Consider the following 16637-nt stretch of genomic DNA (forward strand, 5'->3'; position numbering starts at 1 on the left):
CATAGCCTGTTCCTCCCCAGAGCTGTTTCGGCGTGCACCAAAACATTGCTCCTGGAACAGGCCCCTCGTCAATTCCTTATCCAGAATTCGGGTTAATTATTTTATATTGATTCAGTTAAGCACGTTTCTTAAATTTTCCATGTATCACATTCTCTCCTAATTCGAGTGCTTCCATATAATCCGCATACCATTGCAGCATTTCCCGACGACCATCCAGATATTGGGCGTGATTATAAGTGCCTCGTATGCTGTTTTTATCAACATGAGCAAGCTGTGTTTCAATCCAAGCTGTGTTATAGCCCTGTTCATGTAAGATAGTGCTCATGGTGTGGCGGAATCCATGACCTGTGGCTTTTCCACCATAACCAATACGTTTAAGAACCTGATTAATAGCGGCTTCACTCATTGGCTTACCTGCATCATTCCTGCCATGAAAAGCAAAGTTAAATCTGCCTGTGATCGCCTTCAACTCTCTCAGCAAAGCCAGAGCCTGCTCAGAAAGTGGGACAATATGAGGCCGACGCATTTTCATGCGTTCTTGTGGGATTTCCCAAATTGCTTTATCGAAATCAATTTCTTCCCAAGTAGAGGCTCTCAGTTCTATTGTTCTTAGTCCCGTAAGTAAAAGTAATTTGGTAGCGATTTGAGTAATCTTACTTCCGCTATAGAGGGAAAGTGCTTGTAGGAACGCGGGTAATTCATCAACATTCAAATGTGGGAAATGTTTGGCTTTCGGTGTTGCTAATGCTCCAGCCAGTTCAGCAGCAGGATTATATTCTGCTCTTCCTGTGACAATTGCGTATCTGAAAACTTGGTTACATGCCTGTCTGATTTTTTTCAACTTATCGAGCACACCGCGTTGTTCCATTTTACGCAGGACTGTAAGCATGTCTAAGGGTTTGATATCAGTGATGGCTTGCTTACCGATGTAAGGGAAAATATCTTTTGTGAAGCCTTCTAAAAGGTCTTCTGCGTAACCCTTTGACCAGTTGGGAGCCTTGTAAGCGTGCCACTCAAGGGCGATTTTGTCGAAGCTGTTATTTACGATGAGAGCCTTTTCTCTTTTTTCCTGCTTTTTAACTTGCCCTGGATCATCGCCATTTACCAATATCTTTTTGGCGTCTTCCCTTTTGTTTCTGGCCTCTGCCAACGTTACAGTGGGATAAGTACCAAATGCTAATCGCTTCTCTTTACCTACAAAACGATATTTTAACCGCCAACATTTGGAACCATTCGGAAAAATTTCTAAGTACATGCCCCCACCATCGGAGAGTTTGTACGATTTATCTTTGGGCTTTGCGGTGTCTATCTGTCTGGCTGTCAACTTCATTTGGGGGCATCCATTTTGATTGAACCTAACAATGCCCCCTATTATGCCCCCAGAGATCTGCAGATTTCAACATATCTTACTAGACTATAGGAGAACGGGAAAAGGCCAACACTGCGTATTTATTGGGATTTTGTAGACTTCGGAAGACGTTACGATATGAATGGATGGTACGCCCTACAGGATTCGAACCTGTGACCTACGGCTTAGAAGGCCGTTGCTCTATCCAGCTGAGCTAAGGGCGCATTTTGTGCGATATGTAAATAAGAAACATCATTAATGCGTTGATGCAGCACCGGATTATACGGGCATAATGGCCTGAGTCAATGCCCTTTTCGTTCGTATGTTCATTTTATGACTATTAATAAAACTGACAGACGGTTTATGTTCTGACAAAATAGCCCCTATTCCTATACTTGATGATGGAATCTTAAATACATGTCAGCAAAAATTATTGATGGGAAAACGATTGCGCAGACAATCAGAAGTGAAGTTGCAGAAAGAGTTAAACAGCGTGTAGCTGCCGGAAAACGAGCGCCGGGTCTTGCCGTCGTTTTAGTGGGAGAAAACCCTGCATCTCAGATTTATGTCGCAAGCAAACGCCGGGCCTGTGAAGAAGTCGGCTTTATGTCCCGCTCTTATGACCTGCCTGATACCACCAGCGAAGCCGAATTACTCTCCCTGATCGATAACCTGAATGCCGATACTGAAATCGACGGTATTTTGGTGCAACTTCCCTTACCTGCCGGCATTGATAATGTCAAAGTATTGGAACGTATTCATCCCGATAAGGATGTCGATGGTTTCCATCCCTATAATATTGGCCGTCTGTGCCAACGAGCGCCGAAGCTGCGCCCTTGTACCCCCCGTGGGATTGTTACGCTGCTCGAGCGCTGCAATATCAATACGTATGGCCTAAATGCCGTTATTATCGGCGCTTCCAACATCGTCGGGCGTCCAATGAGCCTTGAGTTGCTATTGGCTGGCTGTACAACGACGGTCACTCATCGCTTTACCAAAAATTTACGCCAGCATGTTGAACAAGCAGATTTATTGGTCGTGGCTGTCGGTAAACCAAATTTTATTCCCGGTGAATGGATTAAACCAGACGCGATTGTGATTGATGTTGGTATTAATCGGCTGGAAAATGGCAAAGTCATTGGTGATGTAGATTTCGATAACGCATCGGAACGTGCTAGCTGGATCTCTCCTGTTCCGGGCGGTGTTGGCCCAATGACTGTTGCAACATTGATTCAAAATACCTTGCAGGCTTGCGAGGAATACCATGATGTAGATACAACTGAAGGATACTGATGGAAATTTTTTATTTAGATAGTCACCCTTATGTCGAATTATGCGACCTGCTGAAATTACAAGGGTGGTGCGAAAGTGGTGCAGCGGCAAAGGCTATGATTGCAGAAGGTTTGGTACAGGTTGATAGTCAACTTGAGACACGCAAGCGCTGCAAAATTACTGCGGGTAAAGTTGTAACCTTTAATGGCGAATCTGTTCGCGTTGAAGAGTAACTCAGTAGAGTAGGTAACAATTACCACTAAGACTATCTTTTCGAAAAAAGCACCTGAAATGTATAAATTCAGGTGCTTTTTTTCATGCTATAAATGGCAATGATTTTTTCATCAACCTGATTTACAACGTAATATATTAGAAAAAATCAAAAGAATACCAAGAAAAGATCCTGAAAATATTAAGCCAAGAATAAATGCAAGAGAAATACTCTATTGGGAAAATCGCAGTGTAAAACTTCAAAAACTATTTAACAATATTAAGGAGCTGTTAAATAAATATAATATTAATAATATAAGACCTTGCTGTTGCTATCTGGGATAAACAGGCTTCACTCAAAAATAGGCATCATGATATTGATGTTACTGGCAATATATAGTTACTGGCAATAGTTACTGGCAATAGATTCATCTGGTTTTATCCACAAAATATGTGATGCTGACGATATCTCGATAAACAATCATACCAGCAATGTTTTGATTTTCTAATAAGTTGCTATACTGGGAAGCTTACGTACAACTGAAACGGGGTTAATTATGTTAAGTAATCGAGCTGCAAGAAGGTTGTTGGGTATGTCTTATAAATTAAGTAACTCTAAACGTAGAGTGACAATTTCTCTTCTTAATCTTGCTTCCAGTGATAGCACACATCAAGTACCAGAACATCTCAATAATGCTTCTTTTGTTGCCATGAAACGAGACTCAGTTTCTGGAAAAACCACGTATCACACTGGAAATGCTTTCTATCCTGATTATCTGAATACTCATCGATAAATCTGACGTTTTTATTCCGCTCATGTATTGCAAATAAAAATATTGCTGTAAAAACGTAAATCCAAAAAAGTTGAACCGCCCATATCAAGGGCGGTTCTGAGATATAACAACGTTCAATCAATCAAAAATCGGTTACTTACGACGCCAGGTTGTTCCCTGTGGGCCATCTTCCAGCTCAATGCCCATTTCATTCAACTGATCACGCGCCGCATCTGCCAATGCCCACTCTTTGCTCTTACGGGCATCGTTACGTTGTTTGATGAGTGCTTCGATTTTAGCTACGTCATCGTCCGCTTGCGCGCCGCCCTGCAAGAAGTGTTCAGGATCTTGTTCCAAAAGACCAAGAATTCCCGCCAGCTTACGCAATTCAGCCGCCAGACCATTCGCCGCAGCAACGTCTTCTGCCTTCAGGCGGTTGATCTCACGAACCATATCAAACAGGACTGAATACGCTTCTGGTGTATTAAAATCATCATTCATCGCTTCAGTAAAACGAGCTTCAAATGCTTCTCCACCAGCCGGTTGAGCGGTTTTATCTGTACCGCGCAGAGCAGTATACAAACGCTCAAGGGAAGTACGAGCCTGTTTCAGGTTTTCTTCTGTGTAGTTCAATTGGCTACGATAATGACCAGACAGCAAGAAATAACGCACAGTTTCAGCATCGTAATATTCCAGCACGTCGCGGATAGTAAAGAAGTTGTTCAAAGACTTGGACATCTTCTCTTTATCCACCATGACCATGCCAGAGTGCATCCAGTAATTAACGTAAGGGCCATCATGAGCACAGGTGGATTGCGCGATTTCGTTTTCATGGTGCGGGAACATCAAATCAGAGCCGCCGCCGTGAATATCAAAATGGTGACCAAGCGTTTTGCCGTTCATGGCAGAACATTCAATATGCCAACCCGGACGACCCGCTCCCCACGGAGATTCCCAGCTAGGCTCACCCGGCTTGGACATTTTCCACAACACAAAATCCATTGGATTACGTTTTACATCTGCGACTTCAACACGCGCTCCAGCTTGTAATTGCTCCAGATCCTGACGGGAAAGCAAACCGTAATCAGGATTGGTATCAATGGAGAACATCACATCGCCATTCGCCGCAACATAAGCGTGCCCACGTTGAATCAGCGCTGACGCGATTTCAATAATCTCTGCGATATGCTGCGTGGCACGAGGCTCTAAATCCGGGCGTAGGATATTCAGCGCGTCAAAATCACTGTGCATTTCTGCCAGCATGCGTGTGGTCAAATCGTCACAGCTTTCATTATTTTCAATTGCACGTTTGATGATTTTATCATCCACGTCAGTGACGTTACGGACATAGGTGAGATCGTATCCCAGATAACGCAGGTAACGGGCAATAACATCAAATGCAACAAACGTTCTGCCATGACCAATATGACACAAATCATAAATGGTAATGCCACACACGTACATGCCCACTTTCCCTTCATGAATCGGCTTAAATTCTTCTTTTTGGCGGCTGAGAGTATTGAAAATTTTTAGCATCGGGGGGTTTTCCGTAAAAATTGATGTACGTGTATTAAAGATATACGTGTATAAAATAGAATGAATTCGCTGATTATAGGCCTCTTTATCAGCGATATAAATAAACCAGAATATAGAGAAGCCAGACAAAGTATTTCACCTTGATATGCAGTGCTTTGCAAGTGCCGCAAATCACCTTATTTCGATGCGCTTTCAGAGTACTGACTCAAAATCTCATATATGATATAACAGCGGTTGTTCCGAACCCCCTAGAATACAGGGTCAATCAAAACTATTATTAGGATTTTTATTATGGTGACTTTCCACACCAACTTTGGCGATATCGTGATCAATACCTTCGCGGATAAAGCGCCGGTAACTGTTGAAAACTTCTTAAATTACTGCTCTGAAGGCTTTTATGACAACACAATTTTTCATCGTGTGATCAATGGCTTTATGATTCAAGGCGGTGGCTTTGAACCAGGTATGAAGCAGAAAGTGACAAAAGATCCTATCAAGAACGAAGCAAACAATGGCGTAAAAAACAGCCGTGGTACCCTTGCAATGGCGCGTACCAATGATCCGCACTCTGCAACTGCCCAGTTCTTCATCAACGTTGTTGATAACGATTTCCTGAACTTCCGTTCAGAACGTCCTGATGGATGGGGTTATTGCGTATTCGCCGAAGTGGTTGAAGGCATGGATGTGGTTGACAAAATCAAAGGCGTTTCCACTGGCCGCAGCGGTATGCACCAAGATGTACCACGCGAAGATGTGATCATTGAACGCGTTACCGTTAGCGAATAATGACTGTTAGATAATAATAACTGTCAGAGAATAGTTAATCGTTACATGAGCATACTGTTTATTGCAGATTTACATCTCAGTGAGCAAGAACCGGCAATTACTGCCGGTTTTCTTCGTTTTTTGCGTGAAGAAGCAATCCATGCTGAGCGTCTTTATATCCTTGGTGATTTTTTTGATTATTGGATTGGTGATGATGATCCCAACCCTCTACATACTAAAGTTGCCCACGCACTCAATGAACTGAAACAGAAAGGGATTTCCTGTTATTTCATTCACGGTAATCGTGATTTCTTGCTGGGCTCCTGCTTTGCCAAAGAGAGCGGTTTGATCCTACTGCCACAGGAAAACGTGCTGGAATTGTATGGCAAGCGTATTTTAATTCTGCATGGCGATACACTATGCACTGATGACATTGGTTATCAGCAGTATCGCAAGCGGGTACACACTCCGTGGATTCAACGTCTGTTCTTACTTCTTCCTTTATTCATCCGGTTGAAAATCGCTGCCAAAATGCGGGCGGGCAGCCAATACGCCAACACCCAGAAGTCTGAATCCATCATGGATGTCAATCAACAAACCGTTATCGAACACTTTGAAAAACATCAGGCCGATTGGATGATTCACGGGCACACCCATCGCCCGGCAATACATGATCTTCAAATCGATAATAAAGCGGTGCATCGCGGTGTATTGGGCGCATGGCATCATCACGGTTCGATGTTTAAAGTCACAGAAACATCCATTGAGTTGATATCTTTCCCATTTTGAATTGCGTTATTTATTTTGGAAAAATAGACAAATCAGGTAACGCAAACGTTTTCCTTGTGCAATTCGCGTGATATGATCCGTCGCCTTAAACATCACCTTGTTCTGGTAGACACTCTATACAGGAGCATCTGATTTATGACGGCCAGCTCTGATCCCACAACAGCTATGACTTCTACAACAGAAATAGAGACGCAGCACCACGCCAAAATCGCCATTGTCATGGGTTCAAAAAGTGATTGGGCGACCATGCAGCACGCAGCCGATATTTTGACCTCTCTTGATATTCCTTTCCATGTTGAGGTTGTTTCGGCACACCGAACCCCCGATAAACTTTTTCATTTTGCCGAACACGCGAAAGAAAACGGTTTTGATGTGATTATCGCGGGTGCAGGAGGTGCAGCACATTTGCCGGGAATGTTGGCAGCCAAAACCTTAGTGCCTGTGTTTGGGGTTCCGGTGCAAAGCGCCGCGCTGAGTGGTGTCGATAGCCTGTATTCGATCGTTCAAATGCCAAAGGGTATTCCTGTTGGCGCATTGGCTATAGGTAAAGCCGGAGCCGCAAACGCAGCCTTGCTGGCAGCCCAGGTGCTGGCTCTGCATGATGATGCCCTGTTTCAGCGTCTGTCAGGCTGGCGTCAAGCACAAACACAGGATGTTTTGGAGAATCCTGATCCACGGGAGGGTGCATGAAGCCTGTTTGTGTATTGGGTAATGGTCAGTTGGGCCGGATGTTGCGTCAAGCCGGTGAGCCATTGGGGATTGCAGTTTACCCCGTCGGGTTGGATGCAGAGCCAGAAGCAGTGCCTTATCAGAGCAGTGTGATTACCGCAGAAATCGAGCGTTGGCCGGAAACTGCGTTAACTCGCGAGCTGGCACATCACAATGCTTTTATTAATCGCGATATTTTCCCGCAATTGGCCGATCGCTTGCCACAAAAACAATTGATGGATACGTTGGGTCTGGCAACAGCCCCCTGGAAACTGCTTTCCGACCCAAGCCAATGGCCACAACTGTTCGCTGAATTAGGTGACTTCATCATCGTTAAGCGCCGGACGGGCGGCTATGATGGGCGTGGTCAGTGGCGTATACGACCGGGTGATGAAGCAGAATTACCACCTGAAATTTATGGTGAGTGTATTGCAGAGAAAGGGATCCCGTTTTCAGGGGAAGTTTCTCTGGTGGGTGCCCGTAATGCCCAAGGGGAATCGGTATTTTATACGCTGACTCACAATCTGCATCAGGAAGGCATTTTGCGTACCAGTGTTGCTTTGCCTGATACGGATAAGAAATTACAGCAACAAGCAGAAAAAATGCTGGCTACCATCATGGATCACCTGAATTATATCGGTGTGATGGCGATGGAATGCTTTATTGTCGGTGATAATTTGTTGATCAACGAACTGGCACCCCGGGTTCATAATAGTGGTCACTGGACACAAAATGGTGCTTCTATCAGCCAGTTTGAACTTCATTTACGGGCAATTCTGGATCTGCCCATGCCTCAGCCAGAAATATTTTCTCCATCCATTATGATCAATCTGATCGGCACAGAGGTAAATCCCGCGTGGCTCAGGTTACCGTTGGTTCGTTTACATTGGTATGAAAAGGAAGTTCGTCCGGTTCGTAAGGTAGGACATTTGAATTTGGTTCATTCTGATCGGGATACCTTGAAAATGGCATTGCAAACGTTAGCGCCATTATTGCCGGCAGAGTACCAAAGCGGTCTGGAATGGGCACAAAATAAATTAAGTTGATCAGCTTTCCATATTCCATAACAGAGGAATAGCAAAACCATTGTCAGGAAGCGGTAATTATCACCGCTTCCTATTTTGTTTTTATCACCCACTATTATTTTCTTGATAGTGTCCTGGTAAGAGTATCCACAATCGTTCTTGTCGTCTGATCGATTTCATAATTGAGAAAATCACCTACTTTAATCTTACTGAGGTTCGTCATCCTTAACGTTTCCGGGATCAGGTTTAAAGTCATCGTCTTGTTTTCTTCATCAATTCCGTTGATAGTTAAACTACAACCATGAAGCCCAATGAAACCTTTCAGGAAGAAATAGTTAATATTGTCTTGAGGGATCCGGATAACTAGCTGGTAGGTTTCACCTGTTGCAGTAAACTCTACGACTTCTGCCATACCCTCTATATGCCCATAAAGACTGTGCCCGCCATTTTCTTTATTCATCTGATGTGAGCGTTCAATGTTGACCTCATCACCAATCGAAAGAAACTTTAACGTAGTGGTGTCAGCAGTGAAATCGGAAATATCAAAAGAAACGCGATCTCCACTGAATTGGGTGACAGTCAGGCATGTGCCATCAATGGCGACACTGGCTCCGACAGTAACATCATCAAAAAAATGATTGTGATTGCTAACAATCAGCGTACTGAATCCGTTATTTTTATTGAGTGATAATACGCTCTCTTTACCTTGTACAATGCCTGTATACATAATTCCTCTCTTCTGCTAAATATAATGTTATTTCAAACACAATCTTTTTATCATGATTTATAGGTTTTATTTAATGATAATTAAATAATTGTGACATGCTCTTGCTTAGTAATATATACAGTAACACTATGCGCTAATTAGCACTAAAACTATCTTTGTAATTAAAAAATTAAAAAAAAGCCACCTTATAAAAATCATTTATTTACTTTTCTTTTTATATGAATAATATTTTTAAGCTATTTTGTTTTTTCAGGAATAAAAAAACTTTGACAAAATTACCCTGTTAGCACGATGCTACTGTCCGTCGCTCTGCCATAACGTGAAAGGAGAAATCATTTGCAATTTATCAACAAGCTAAAAAACCATATAATTAAAATGGGTTTATTTCCTTCCTTATTGCTATCCATTGCCAATGGCGTCCAAGCAAGTGATTTTGTCAATTTTCAATCAGTTGATACCAGCCTCTACTTTCAATTCGAAAACAAAGTTGCTCCCCAGAAAACCATTTCTCCCATTGTAGAAGCTTTTGGTGATTACAAAATCGGCGATATGTATGTCTACAGTATTTGGCAAAACTCACTGCAACATGACTATAAAGGCGATAAGAGCACCTATTACTATAAGTTCGTACCAAGATTCAGTGCCAGTAAAATCACAGGATATGATTTTTCCTATGGCCCATTAAAAGATGTGCTGTTTGCTCAGTGGATTGCTAAAACCAAGAACGTAAGACATGATTATTTCCCCGGTATCAGTCTTGATTGGCAAGTGGGCGGGTTCAGCTGGTTGCGTACTATCTTTTATTTTGAAAATAATGCCAAAGGGAGTTGGGATGATCAGCGCATCCACATTGATTATGGTATTCCTTTCAGCAACCAATTGGGGGATTTCCGCATCGTCGGAACTTTCGACTATACATTGGGGTTAGGCGATAATCCTGAAATGATCGATTTCAAGCCTGAATTACATTACGACTTGGGAAAAAAATTAGGGTATCAGCCCGGCCATTTATGGACAGGGATGGTTGTGAATCCGGTTAAAAATAAGTACAAAATAAAAGATACATCTGATTTTCGCACGAATCAATTTAGCTACGGGGTGTTTATTCGATACAGCTTTTTCTAATAAACACATAAAATAGTGCCGTTTTTAATGGTTTATATCCTTGATGGGGTCACAATGTCCATTCAACACGACAAATTCGGGCGTACTTATCAGTGGTTTTTGCTGATACTCTTAGGCATGGTCTATTTTTTATCCACAGCAACGACCTTTACGTCATTGGGTGTTGTCCTGCCCAGCATGATTTATGAACTGGGCTGGAGTTGGACGAATGCCGGGTTAGGCTTCACCCTGCTTGGGCTGACCTGCGGGCTATCCAGTTTTTTGCCAACGATATTCATCCGTAAGGCTGGTGTTCGATTTACTTTGTTCATTGGCCTGCTGATTTTTCTGGCTGGTTTCTACAACCTTTATCACACACATGTTATTTCATCATATTTTATTGGTACGGCTTTAATCGGCATCGGTTTTACCTTTTTGGCTACCGTTCCGGGCACTTATGTGATTTCGCGATTATATGAGAAGCAATCTCTTGCTTTTGGCTTCTATTTCACGATTGGTGGATTGGGCGGCGTCATTGGCCCATGGATCTATTTTCTGGCAACCCGGATTTGGGGAACGTGGCGGATGCACTGGATGATTTCTGCCATTGTACTCACCATTTTCGTTATCCTGACGATTATTACCCTTCGGGAAGGAAAACGGGAAATTGCCCACGCCAAGGCCGTAAATCAAAAACATAACAGCCAGGATACCTCCGGTATTTATCGCACTAAGCAGCGCTGGACTGCGCATCAGGCACTGCGGACATGGCAATTCTACGTGATTGCAGCCACTTATACTGCGTTTTTATGGTGTGGTATCACGGTCAATAGCTTTGCAGTTGCCCATATTATCGAAAATGGTTTCAGCGAAGCCATTGCCGCAGGGCTACTGAGCACGATGGCTTTTATTAATGCCTTTTCCCGATTGGCCGGTGGTGCCGTCGGGGAATGGATAGATCCGAAAAAATTACTTATTGGCAGCCTGACTATCATCATTCTTGGCCTGATTGCACTGAGTATCGCTTCTTCATGGCCGTTCTTGATTGCATTTACCCTGTTTGTCGGCATGGGCTACGGGATGACGTTCCTCGCTTCCAGTGTATTGCTGGCTAACTATTTTGGCCGCAAGCCTTATCTGGAACTGTTCTCAATCATGAACCTGATTTCTACACTGGCGTGTCTGGCACCTTTTTTTGCCGGTGCCCTCAAAGATTATTCAGGTAGTTTTACTTCAGCATTCTTAATTATTGCTATCCCCGTACTTGTTGTTCTTGTCGTAACATTGATGATGAAACCACCTGCTCAGAAAATGAAAAAGCGCTCAATCGAAGACACTCAATTTACTGAATAGGGCCAAAATGAACTGAAACAACAATAAACAAGGAAATAGTGATGCCAAAGAAAGAGTTCGGTGTATTTCTGCCCATCGCCAAAGGTGGGTGGATCATCTCCAAAAACACGCCACCACTGGATGCGTCTTATAAACAAAACCGTGAGGCTGCCATTCTGGCTGACCAGATTGGCCTTGATTTCATTATGTCCATGGGTAAATGGCGTGGATTCGGTGGTGAAACAGATCATTGGGGCTGCTCACTTGAATCTGTCACCATGATGGCCGGCATTGCCGAAGTTACCCACCGCGCAAAATTGATCGCTACAGTCCACGCCGGGCTACATAATCCGGCAGTCACCGCTAAAATGATCGCCACTCTGGATCATATTAGCCAGGGACGCGCCGGGCTGAATATTGTTTCCGGCTCATTCAGGGATGAATTTGAACAAATGGGTGAGTGGGATGGCAGTTTGGATCATGACCAACGCTATGCCATGACTGAAGAGTGGACTCAGTTGATCAAACGACTTTGGCGTGAAAAACAAGTCACTCATGAAGGCACTTATTTTCATTTAAAACAGTGTGTTTCTGAGCCCAAACCGCTTTCCCTTCCGCGTCCTTATTTAGTTTGTGCCGGCCAGTCCGAGCAAGGGCTGCGTTTCAGTGTACGCCACACCGATGTTTGTTTTATCGGTGGCAAGGATGAGGCAGAAACTCGCAATATCAGTTTAACTGCAAAGCGTATCGCCGCCGAATACAACACAACCACCAAAACATTCTGTATGTGTACCGTCATTTGTGCCGAAACCGATGCCTATGCAGAAACCCTTGCCCAGTTCTACCGTCAAGGGTTGGATGTGGAAGCCGTCAAAAATATGATGCGCAGTTTTGGCGTCGATATGGATGGAAAAAGTAATGCGATGGTAGAGCGCTCACAAAACGCCTTTATGACCCATACTGCCATTGGTACGCCAGATACCTGCTACAAGCAATTGGTTGATTTAATTCGTACTTGTGACTTGGATGGTGTTATGTTGATTTTCCCCGATTACATAAAGGGGTTAAAGGTTTTCGGGGATCAGCTCCTGCCTAAATTAAGAGAGGAATTTGCCTGATAGTTTCCAGCCAGTTTGCTGATAAACCTCGTTTTTTCAAACGAGGTTTATTTCATCATTGTTAATGATAAACCGAAAATATGCAGAAATTATTCAGGCAAGCGCCGATATTGCCCTTGTCCCCGCAATAACCGGAGCCCCAACCAACCTCCACATAATGAAAGCAGTAAGCTGCTAATCATGGGAAGTAAAATCCACATCTGCCATTGTGGTTGCCATGGGAAATTAAAGACTTGGGTTTGCAATAACCAGAGTGCAATTTCTGCACCAAATGCCGCAGCCACCCCCGCCATAAAGCCAAGCAATGCAAATTCACTCCACAGTGTACGGCGCAGAAGTTTTTTGCTCGCCCCCAATGTACGGTATACCACCAATTCAAGCTGGCGCTGGCTCATACCGACCTGAATTTGCGCCAGTAATAACAATCCGCCACAAACCATAACCAGAACGACCATGATTTCCAACGCCTTGCTAACTTGCTGCAAAATACCTTGTATCTGTTTGATTATCGAACCAACATCTAACATGCTGATTGTCGGGAAATGCCGGTTAATCTCCGTCAGCAACCGCCCATCACCTTCATAATGGAAGCTGGTCAGCCACATTGCCGGCTGATTTTCCAATGTCTCTTTAGAGAAGATAAAAAAGAAGTTCGGATTCACACTTTCCCAATCCACCTTACGAATACTGCTTACCGTAGCTTGGAATATCCGGGTATCACCGGTGAATGAGAGTTTATCTCCCACATTGATTTGTAGCCGTTCAGCAACCCCCTGTTCCATGGAAACTTCGTTTGACTTCGGTGGCCATGTTCCCTCAACGAGGGTATTAAAAGGCGGTAATTCTGATTTCCATGTTAAGTTCAGTTCGCGACGTACCGTTGTACTATTGGGATGCTTTTCATCGGCCCATTCAATGGATGATTGACCATTTATTTCCGTCAGGCGCGCCAACACCACAGGGTAAAACTCAGTGGGTTTGACCTGATATTTGTTCAACATATCATTAACCTGGGCAATTTGCGGTTTAGTTATGTTAAGCAGGAAATAATTTGGGCTATCAGGCGGCAACTGTTGTTGCCACTGATTCAATAAATCTCCCCTTGCCATAATAAGCAAGGCCAACAGCATAAATGACAGTGAAAATGCAGCCAATTGTGTCATGGTCTGAAATGGGCGGCATAATAGACGATTAACGGCCAAACGCAGGCTTAATTGGCTGAATGTCACGCGGCGCAAGATCCATAAGCCGACCCATCCCAACAGCGCCAATAATAATGCGATAACGGGTACTCCCGCCAGCAATGACCATAACAGAGGCTTAGTTCCTGCCAGTAAGACCAACCCTCCTGTCACCATCAAGGCTACTGCTGGCAGGTAGTAACGCAATGGCCAGATAGTCGCAGTAACATCACTTCTCAATACGCGTGAAGGCTGGGTAGCCATTAATTGGCGATAAGGGCGAATTCCCACCAACAAGGCAATACCAAACAAGGTGCTAATCGCCCATATCCACGGCCATATTCCCGCTTCCGGCAACATCTTAGGCAGCATTCCAGCCAAAATCCGAATCAAGGCAGACTCAAAAATCAGACCTAAAACAGAACCCACCACAATCGCTGCCAGCAAGATCACCAGCCATTGCCCAATAATCCACTGCCGCAAAGCCCAACGCCCTGCTCCCAATGTTTTCAGGATGGCAATTAAATTATGTCGGCTGCGGCAATAATGCGCCATGGAAACCGCCATCGCAGCCACGGCAAGCAATAACGTCAATAAGGCTGATAAGAGTAAAAATTGCTGGGCACGCTCAATAGATTGCGCTAATGCACTATTATCCTGTTTTAGCGTTAACCAACGTTGATCTGCTTTTAATTGCGGATCAACGAATTGCTGGAAGGATTGGATAGCCGGTGGAGAACCCGAAAACATATAGCGATAAGTCAATCGGCTACCCGGTTGGATTGCCCCTGTCGCTTTGGCATCCTCAATATTGATTAAGATTCGGGGAGAAATCTGGAATGGACTAAAGCCACTGTCAGGCTCTTGCAGCAATTCTCCGCTCACTTTTAGTGTGGTATCCCCCACGTCAATTTCATCCCCGACTTTAATACCCAATAATGTCAGCAATCGCGGCGGCACCAGCACAGAACCTTTTTCCGGTTTTAACCCCCGCGGGTAGGTTTCCAGCTCTCCATACAACGGATAACGATCATCAGCCGCTTTCACCTGAGCCAATTGCGGAATATCTCCCGCGTACGTCATGGTGGAAAAAGAGAGCTGACGACTCAGTGTCAGCCCTTGCTCCTGCGCTCTTTTAAGCCAACCTTCATCAACGGGATACGAAGCCCTTAAGACCAGATCGCCCGCCAGAAAGTCACGGCTCTGATAATGCACACTTTGATCAATGCGATCACTAATCCGCCCTAATGCCAGCACACATGCGACAGCCAATGTCAGGGACAACCAGACAATCAGAAGAGACGGGGTACGCCATTCACGCCAAAACCAGCGCCAGATCATGCTTCCTCCCGCAATTTGCCATCCACCAAACGTAAACGACGCTGACAGCGGGCAGCGAGTTGACTGTCATGGGTCACCAGAATCAAGGTCGTGGCGTAATCATGATTGAGGGAAAACAATAAATCAGCAATGCGATCACCTGTCTGGCGATCGAGGTTACCTGTTGGTTCATCAGCAAACAGAATTTTGGGACGGGTACAGAACGCGCGGGCCAAAGCCACCCGCTGCTGTTCTCCGCCTGAAAGTTGGGCTGGCATATGTTTCAGACGTTTTCCCAATCCTAACTGCTCAAGTAATTCGATGGCTTGCTGACGACTTTGATTTTCTGACTCACCACGCAGCAACGCAGGAAGCTGGACATTCTCTAACGCGTTCAAAGTAGGGATCAACATAAACGATTGGAAAACAAAACCAACATTTTCTGCCCTTAATTGCGCCCTCTCTTCTTCATTCATGCGGCTGATATTTTGCCCCAACAGGTGAACCTCTCCCCCGCTACCATCATCCAGTCCGGCAATAATGCCCAAAAGGGTTGATTTGCCCGATCCTGATTCACCAATTAATGCAATTGTCTGCGCTGACTCGACAACCAACTCAATACCTTGCAATATATTAATTACCTCTTCCCCTTGACCGACATGTTTAGTGAGATGATGAACTTCAAGAATACTTTCTACAGCCATGTATTTTTCCTTTTATTGTTGGTTCTATGCAGCGCCAAAGCGGTGGCGGCTGATACCCTGCTGATATTGGGTGATAGCCTCAGTGCCGGATATCGTCTGCCCGTTGAACATTCGTGGCCCAGACTAATGGCAAAGCAATGGCAGCAAGCCGGAAAAAAAACAACCATCGTTAACGGCAGCATCAGCGGTAATACGACAGCACAGGCATTTGAACGTCTGCCTGAATTATTGAAACAACACAATCCCAAGTGGGTTCTGATAGAGCTTGGTGCAAATGATGGATTGCGTGGTTTTCCCATTAAAAACATAGAGCAAGATTTGCAACAGGGCATTACTTTGATCAAACAAGCCGGCGCGCAACCACTGTTAATGCAGGGTCGGATTTCACCTAATTATGGAAAACGTTATACCGAATCCTTTGCAAAAATTTATCCTGCACTGGCTGAACGCAACCAAATTCCTCTGCTACCATTTTTCATGGAGCACGTTGTTATTAAACCAGAATGGATGCAAGACGATGGGCTGCACCCCAACCAATCTGCGCAGCCTTTTATTGCTAATTGGATGTCCAACAAACTGTCGGCATATATCAACCACCCTTAATAGCTTACTCCAAGGGGCTATTTTATTTGTCGTTTTGTGCGCAGTCAGTATTCAGGCTATCTGCAACAATAAATGCTTACTGAGAGTAGGCGTTTAATCAAAATATTTCTCAATAGTAAATC

At 44.2% G+C, this 16637-nt stretch carries 16 protein-coding genes and 1 tRNA gene; 11 read left to right on the forward strand and 6 right to left on the reverse strand.

The annotated features are described in order from the left end of the window. Window positions 1-115 precede the first annotated feature (115 nt). Complete coding sequence (locus tag Xmir_RS14130) at window positions 116-1330, reverse strand: tyrosine-type recombinase/integrase (RefSeq protein ID WP_099114863.1); 1215 nt, start codon at window positions 1328-1330, stop codon at window positions 116-118. 165 nt (window positions 1331-1495) lie between these two features. After that, window positions 1496-1572: transfer RNA gene (locus Xmir_RS14135), tRNA-Arg, on the reverse strand. A gap of 193 nt (window positions 1573-1765) precedes the next feature. Between Xmir_RS14135 and folD the strand changes: the two genes are divergently transcribed. The 3 genes from folD (at window position 1766) to sra (ending at window position 3624) form a co-directional block, all read left to right on the forward strand. Further along, window positions 1766-2641 (forward strand): bifunctional methylenetetrahydrofolate dehydrogenase/methenyltetrahydrofolate cyclohydrolase FolD, encoded by an 876-nt coding sequence (folD, locus tag Xmir_RS14140; RefSeq protein ID WP_099114864.1) that lies wholly within the window; start codon window positions 1766-1768, stop codon window positions 2639-2641. Next, complete coding sequence (gene ybcJ / locus Xmir_RS14145; protein ID WP_099114865.1) at window positions 2641-2853, forward strand: ribosome-associated protein YbcJ; 213 nt, start codon at window positions 2641-2643, stop codon at window positions 2851-2853. The genes folD and ybcJ overlap by 1 nt, the downstream gene beginning before the upstream one ends. Window positions 2854-3387: 534 nt before the next feature. After that, a complete protein-coding gene (gene sra, locus Xmir_RS14150; RefSeq protein ID WP_099114866.1) occupies window positions 3388-3624 on the forward strand; it encodes a stationary-phase-induced ribosome-associated protein in 237 nt (78 codons plus the stop codon). A 132-nt stretch (window positions 3625-3756) separates the two neighbouring features. Here the strand turns inward: sra and cysS are convergent, their stop codons facing one another. Next, window positions 3757-5139, reverse strand: a complete 1383-nt coding sequence (gene cysS / locus Xmir_RS14155; protein ID WP_099114973.1) for a cysteine--tRNA ligase — start codon at window positions 5137-5139, stop codon at window positions 3757-3759. A gap of 291 nt (window positions 5140-5430) precedes the next feature. On the opposite strand from cysS, the gene ppiB reads away from it, so the two are divergent. The 4 genes from ppiB to purK all read left to right on the forward strand — a co-directional run bounded on the left by ppiB (window position 5431) and on the right by purK (window position 8447). Next, the gene (gene ppiB, locus Xmir_RS14160) at window positions 5431-5925 is read left to right on the forward strand and encodes a peptidylprolyl isomerase B (protein WP_099114867.1); all 495 of its coding nucleotides are present in this window, start codon (window positions 5431-5433) and stop codon (window positions 5923-5925) included. A gap of 45 nt (window positions 5926-5970) precedes the next feature. After that, entirely contained in the window at window positions 5971-6693 is a 723-nt protein-coding gene (locus Xmir_RS14165; RefSeq protein ID WP_099114868.1) for a UDP-2,3-diacylglucosamine diphosphatase, read from the forward strand. 165 nt (window positions 6694-6858) lie between these two features. Continuing rightward, window positions 6859-7383 (forward strand): 5-(carboxyamino)imidazole ribonucleotide mutase, encoded by a 525-nt coding sequence (gene purE / locus Xmir_RS14170; RefSeq protein WP_244170941.1) that lies wholly within the window; start codon window positions 6859-6861, stop codon window positions 7381-7383. Continuing rightward, entirely contained in the window at window positions 7380-8447 is a 1068-nt protein-coding gene (gene purK, locus Xmir_RS14175) for a 5-(carboxyamino)imidazole ribonucleotide synthase (protein WP_099114870.1), read from the forward strand. Before purE ends, purK begins: the two co-directional genes overlap by 4 nt. Window positions 8448-8541: 94 nt before the next feature. Here purK and Xmir_RS14180 read toward each other — a convergent pair whose 3' ends face one another. Beyond that, window positions 8542-9153, reverse strand: a complete 612-nt coding sequence (locus Xmir_RS14180; RefSeq protein ID WP_099114871.1) for a riboflavin synthase subunit alpha — start codon at window positions 9151-9153, stop codon at window positions 8542-8544. A 336-nt stretch (window positions 9154-9489) separates the two neighbouring features. On the opposite strand from Xmir_RS14180, the gene Xmir_RS14185 reads away from it, so the two are divergent. The 3 genes from Xmir_RS14185 to Xmir_RS14195 are packed head-to-tail and all read left to right on the forward strand — an operon-like array spanning window position 9490 to window position 12707. Then, window positions 9490-10278: an outer membrane protein OmpK gene (locus Xmir_RS14185; RefSeq protein ID WP_244170937.1), complete on the forward strand. Its 789-nt coding sequence runs from the start codon at window positions 9490-9492 to the stop codon at window positions 10276-10278. A gap of 54 nt (window positions 10279-10332) precedes the next feature. Further along, window positions 10333-11610, forward strand: a complete 1278-nt coding sequence (locus Xmir_RS14190) for an MFS transporter (protein WP_208620442.1) — start codon at window positions 10333-10335, stop codon at window positions 11608-11610. Window positions 11611-11651: 41 nt separating this feature from the next. Further along, the gene (locus tag Xmir_RS14195) at window positions 11652-12707 is read left to right on the forward strand and encodes an LLM class flavin-dependent oxidoreductase (protein WP_099114873.1); all 1056 of its coding nucleotides are present in this window, start codon (window positions 11652-11654) and stop codon (window positions 12705-12707) included. Between the two features lie 89 nt (window positions 12708-12796). On the opposite strand, the gene ybbP is transcribed toward Xmir_RS14195, so the two are convergent. Both ybbP and ybbA read right to left on the reverse strand, forming a co-directional pair. Continuing rightward, a complete protein-coding gene (gene ybbP, locus Xmir_RS14200) occupies window positions 12797-15229 on the reverse strand; it encodes a putative ABC transporter permease subunit YbbP (protein ID WP_099114874.1) in 2433 nt (810 codons plus the stop codon). After that, entirely contained in the window at window positions 15226-15912 is a 687-nt protein-coding gene (gene ybbA / locus Xmir_RS14205) for a putative ABC transporter ATP-binding protein YbbA (RefSeq protein ID WP_099114875.1), read from the reverse strand. Before ybbA ends, ybbP begins: the two co-directional genes overlap by 4 nt. Between ybbA and tesA the strand changes: the two genes are divergently transcribed. Continuing rightward, window positions 15883-16515, forward strand: a complete 633-nt coding sequence (gene tesA / locus Xmir_RS14210; RefSeq protein ID WP_208620443.1) for a multifunctional acyl-CoA thioesterase I/protease I/lysophospholipase L1 — start codon at window positions 15883-15885, stop codon at window positions 16513-16515. The genes ybbA and tesA overlap by 30 nt on opposite strands. The last annotated feature ends 122 nt before the right edge of the window (window positions 16516-16637 follow it).

It is taken from the genome of Xenorhabdus miraniensis (genome assembly GCF_002632615.1).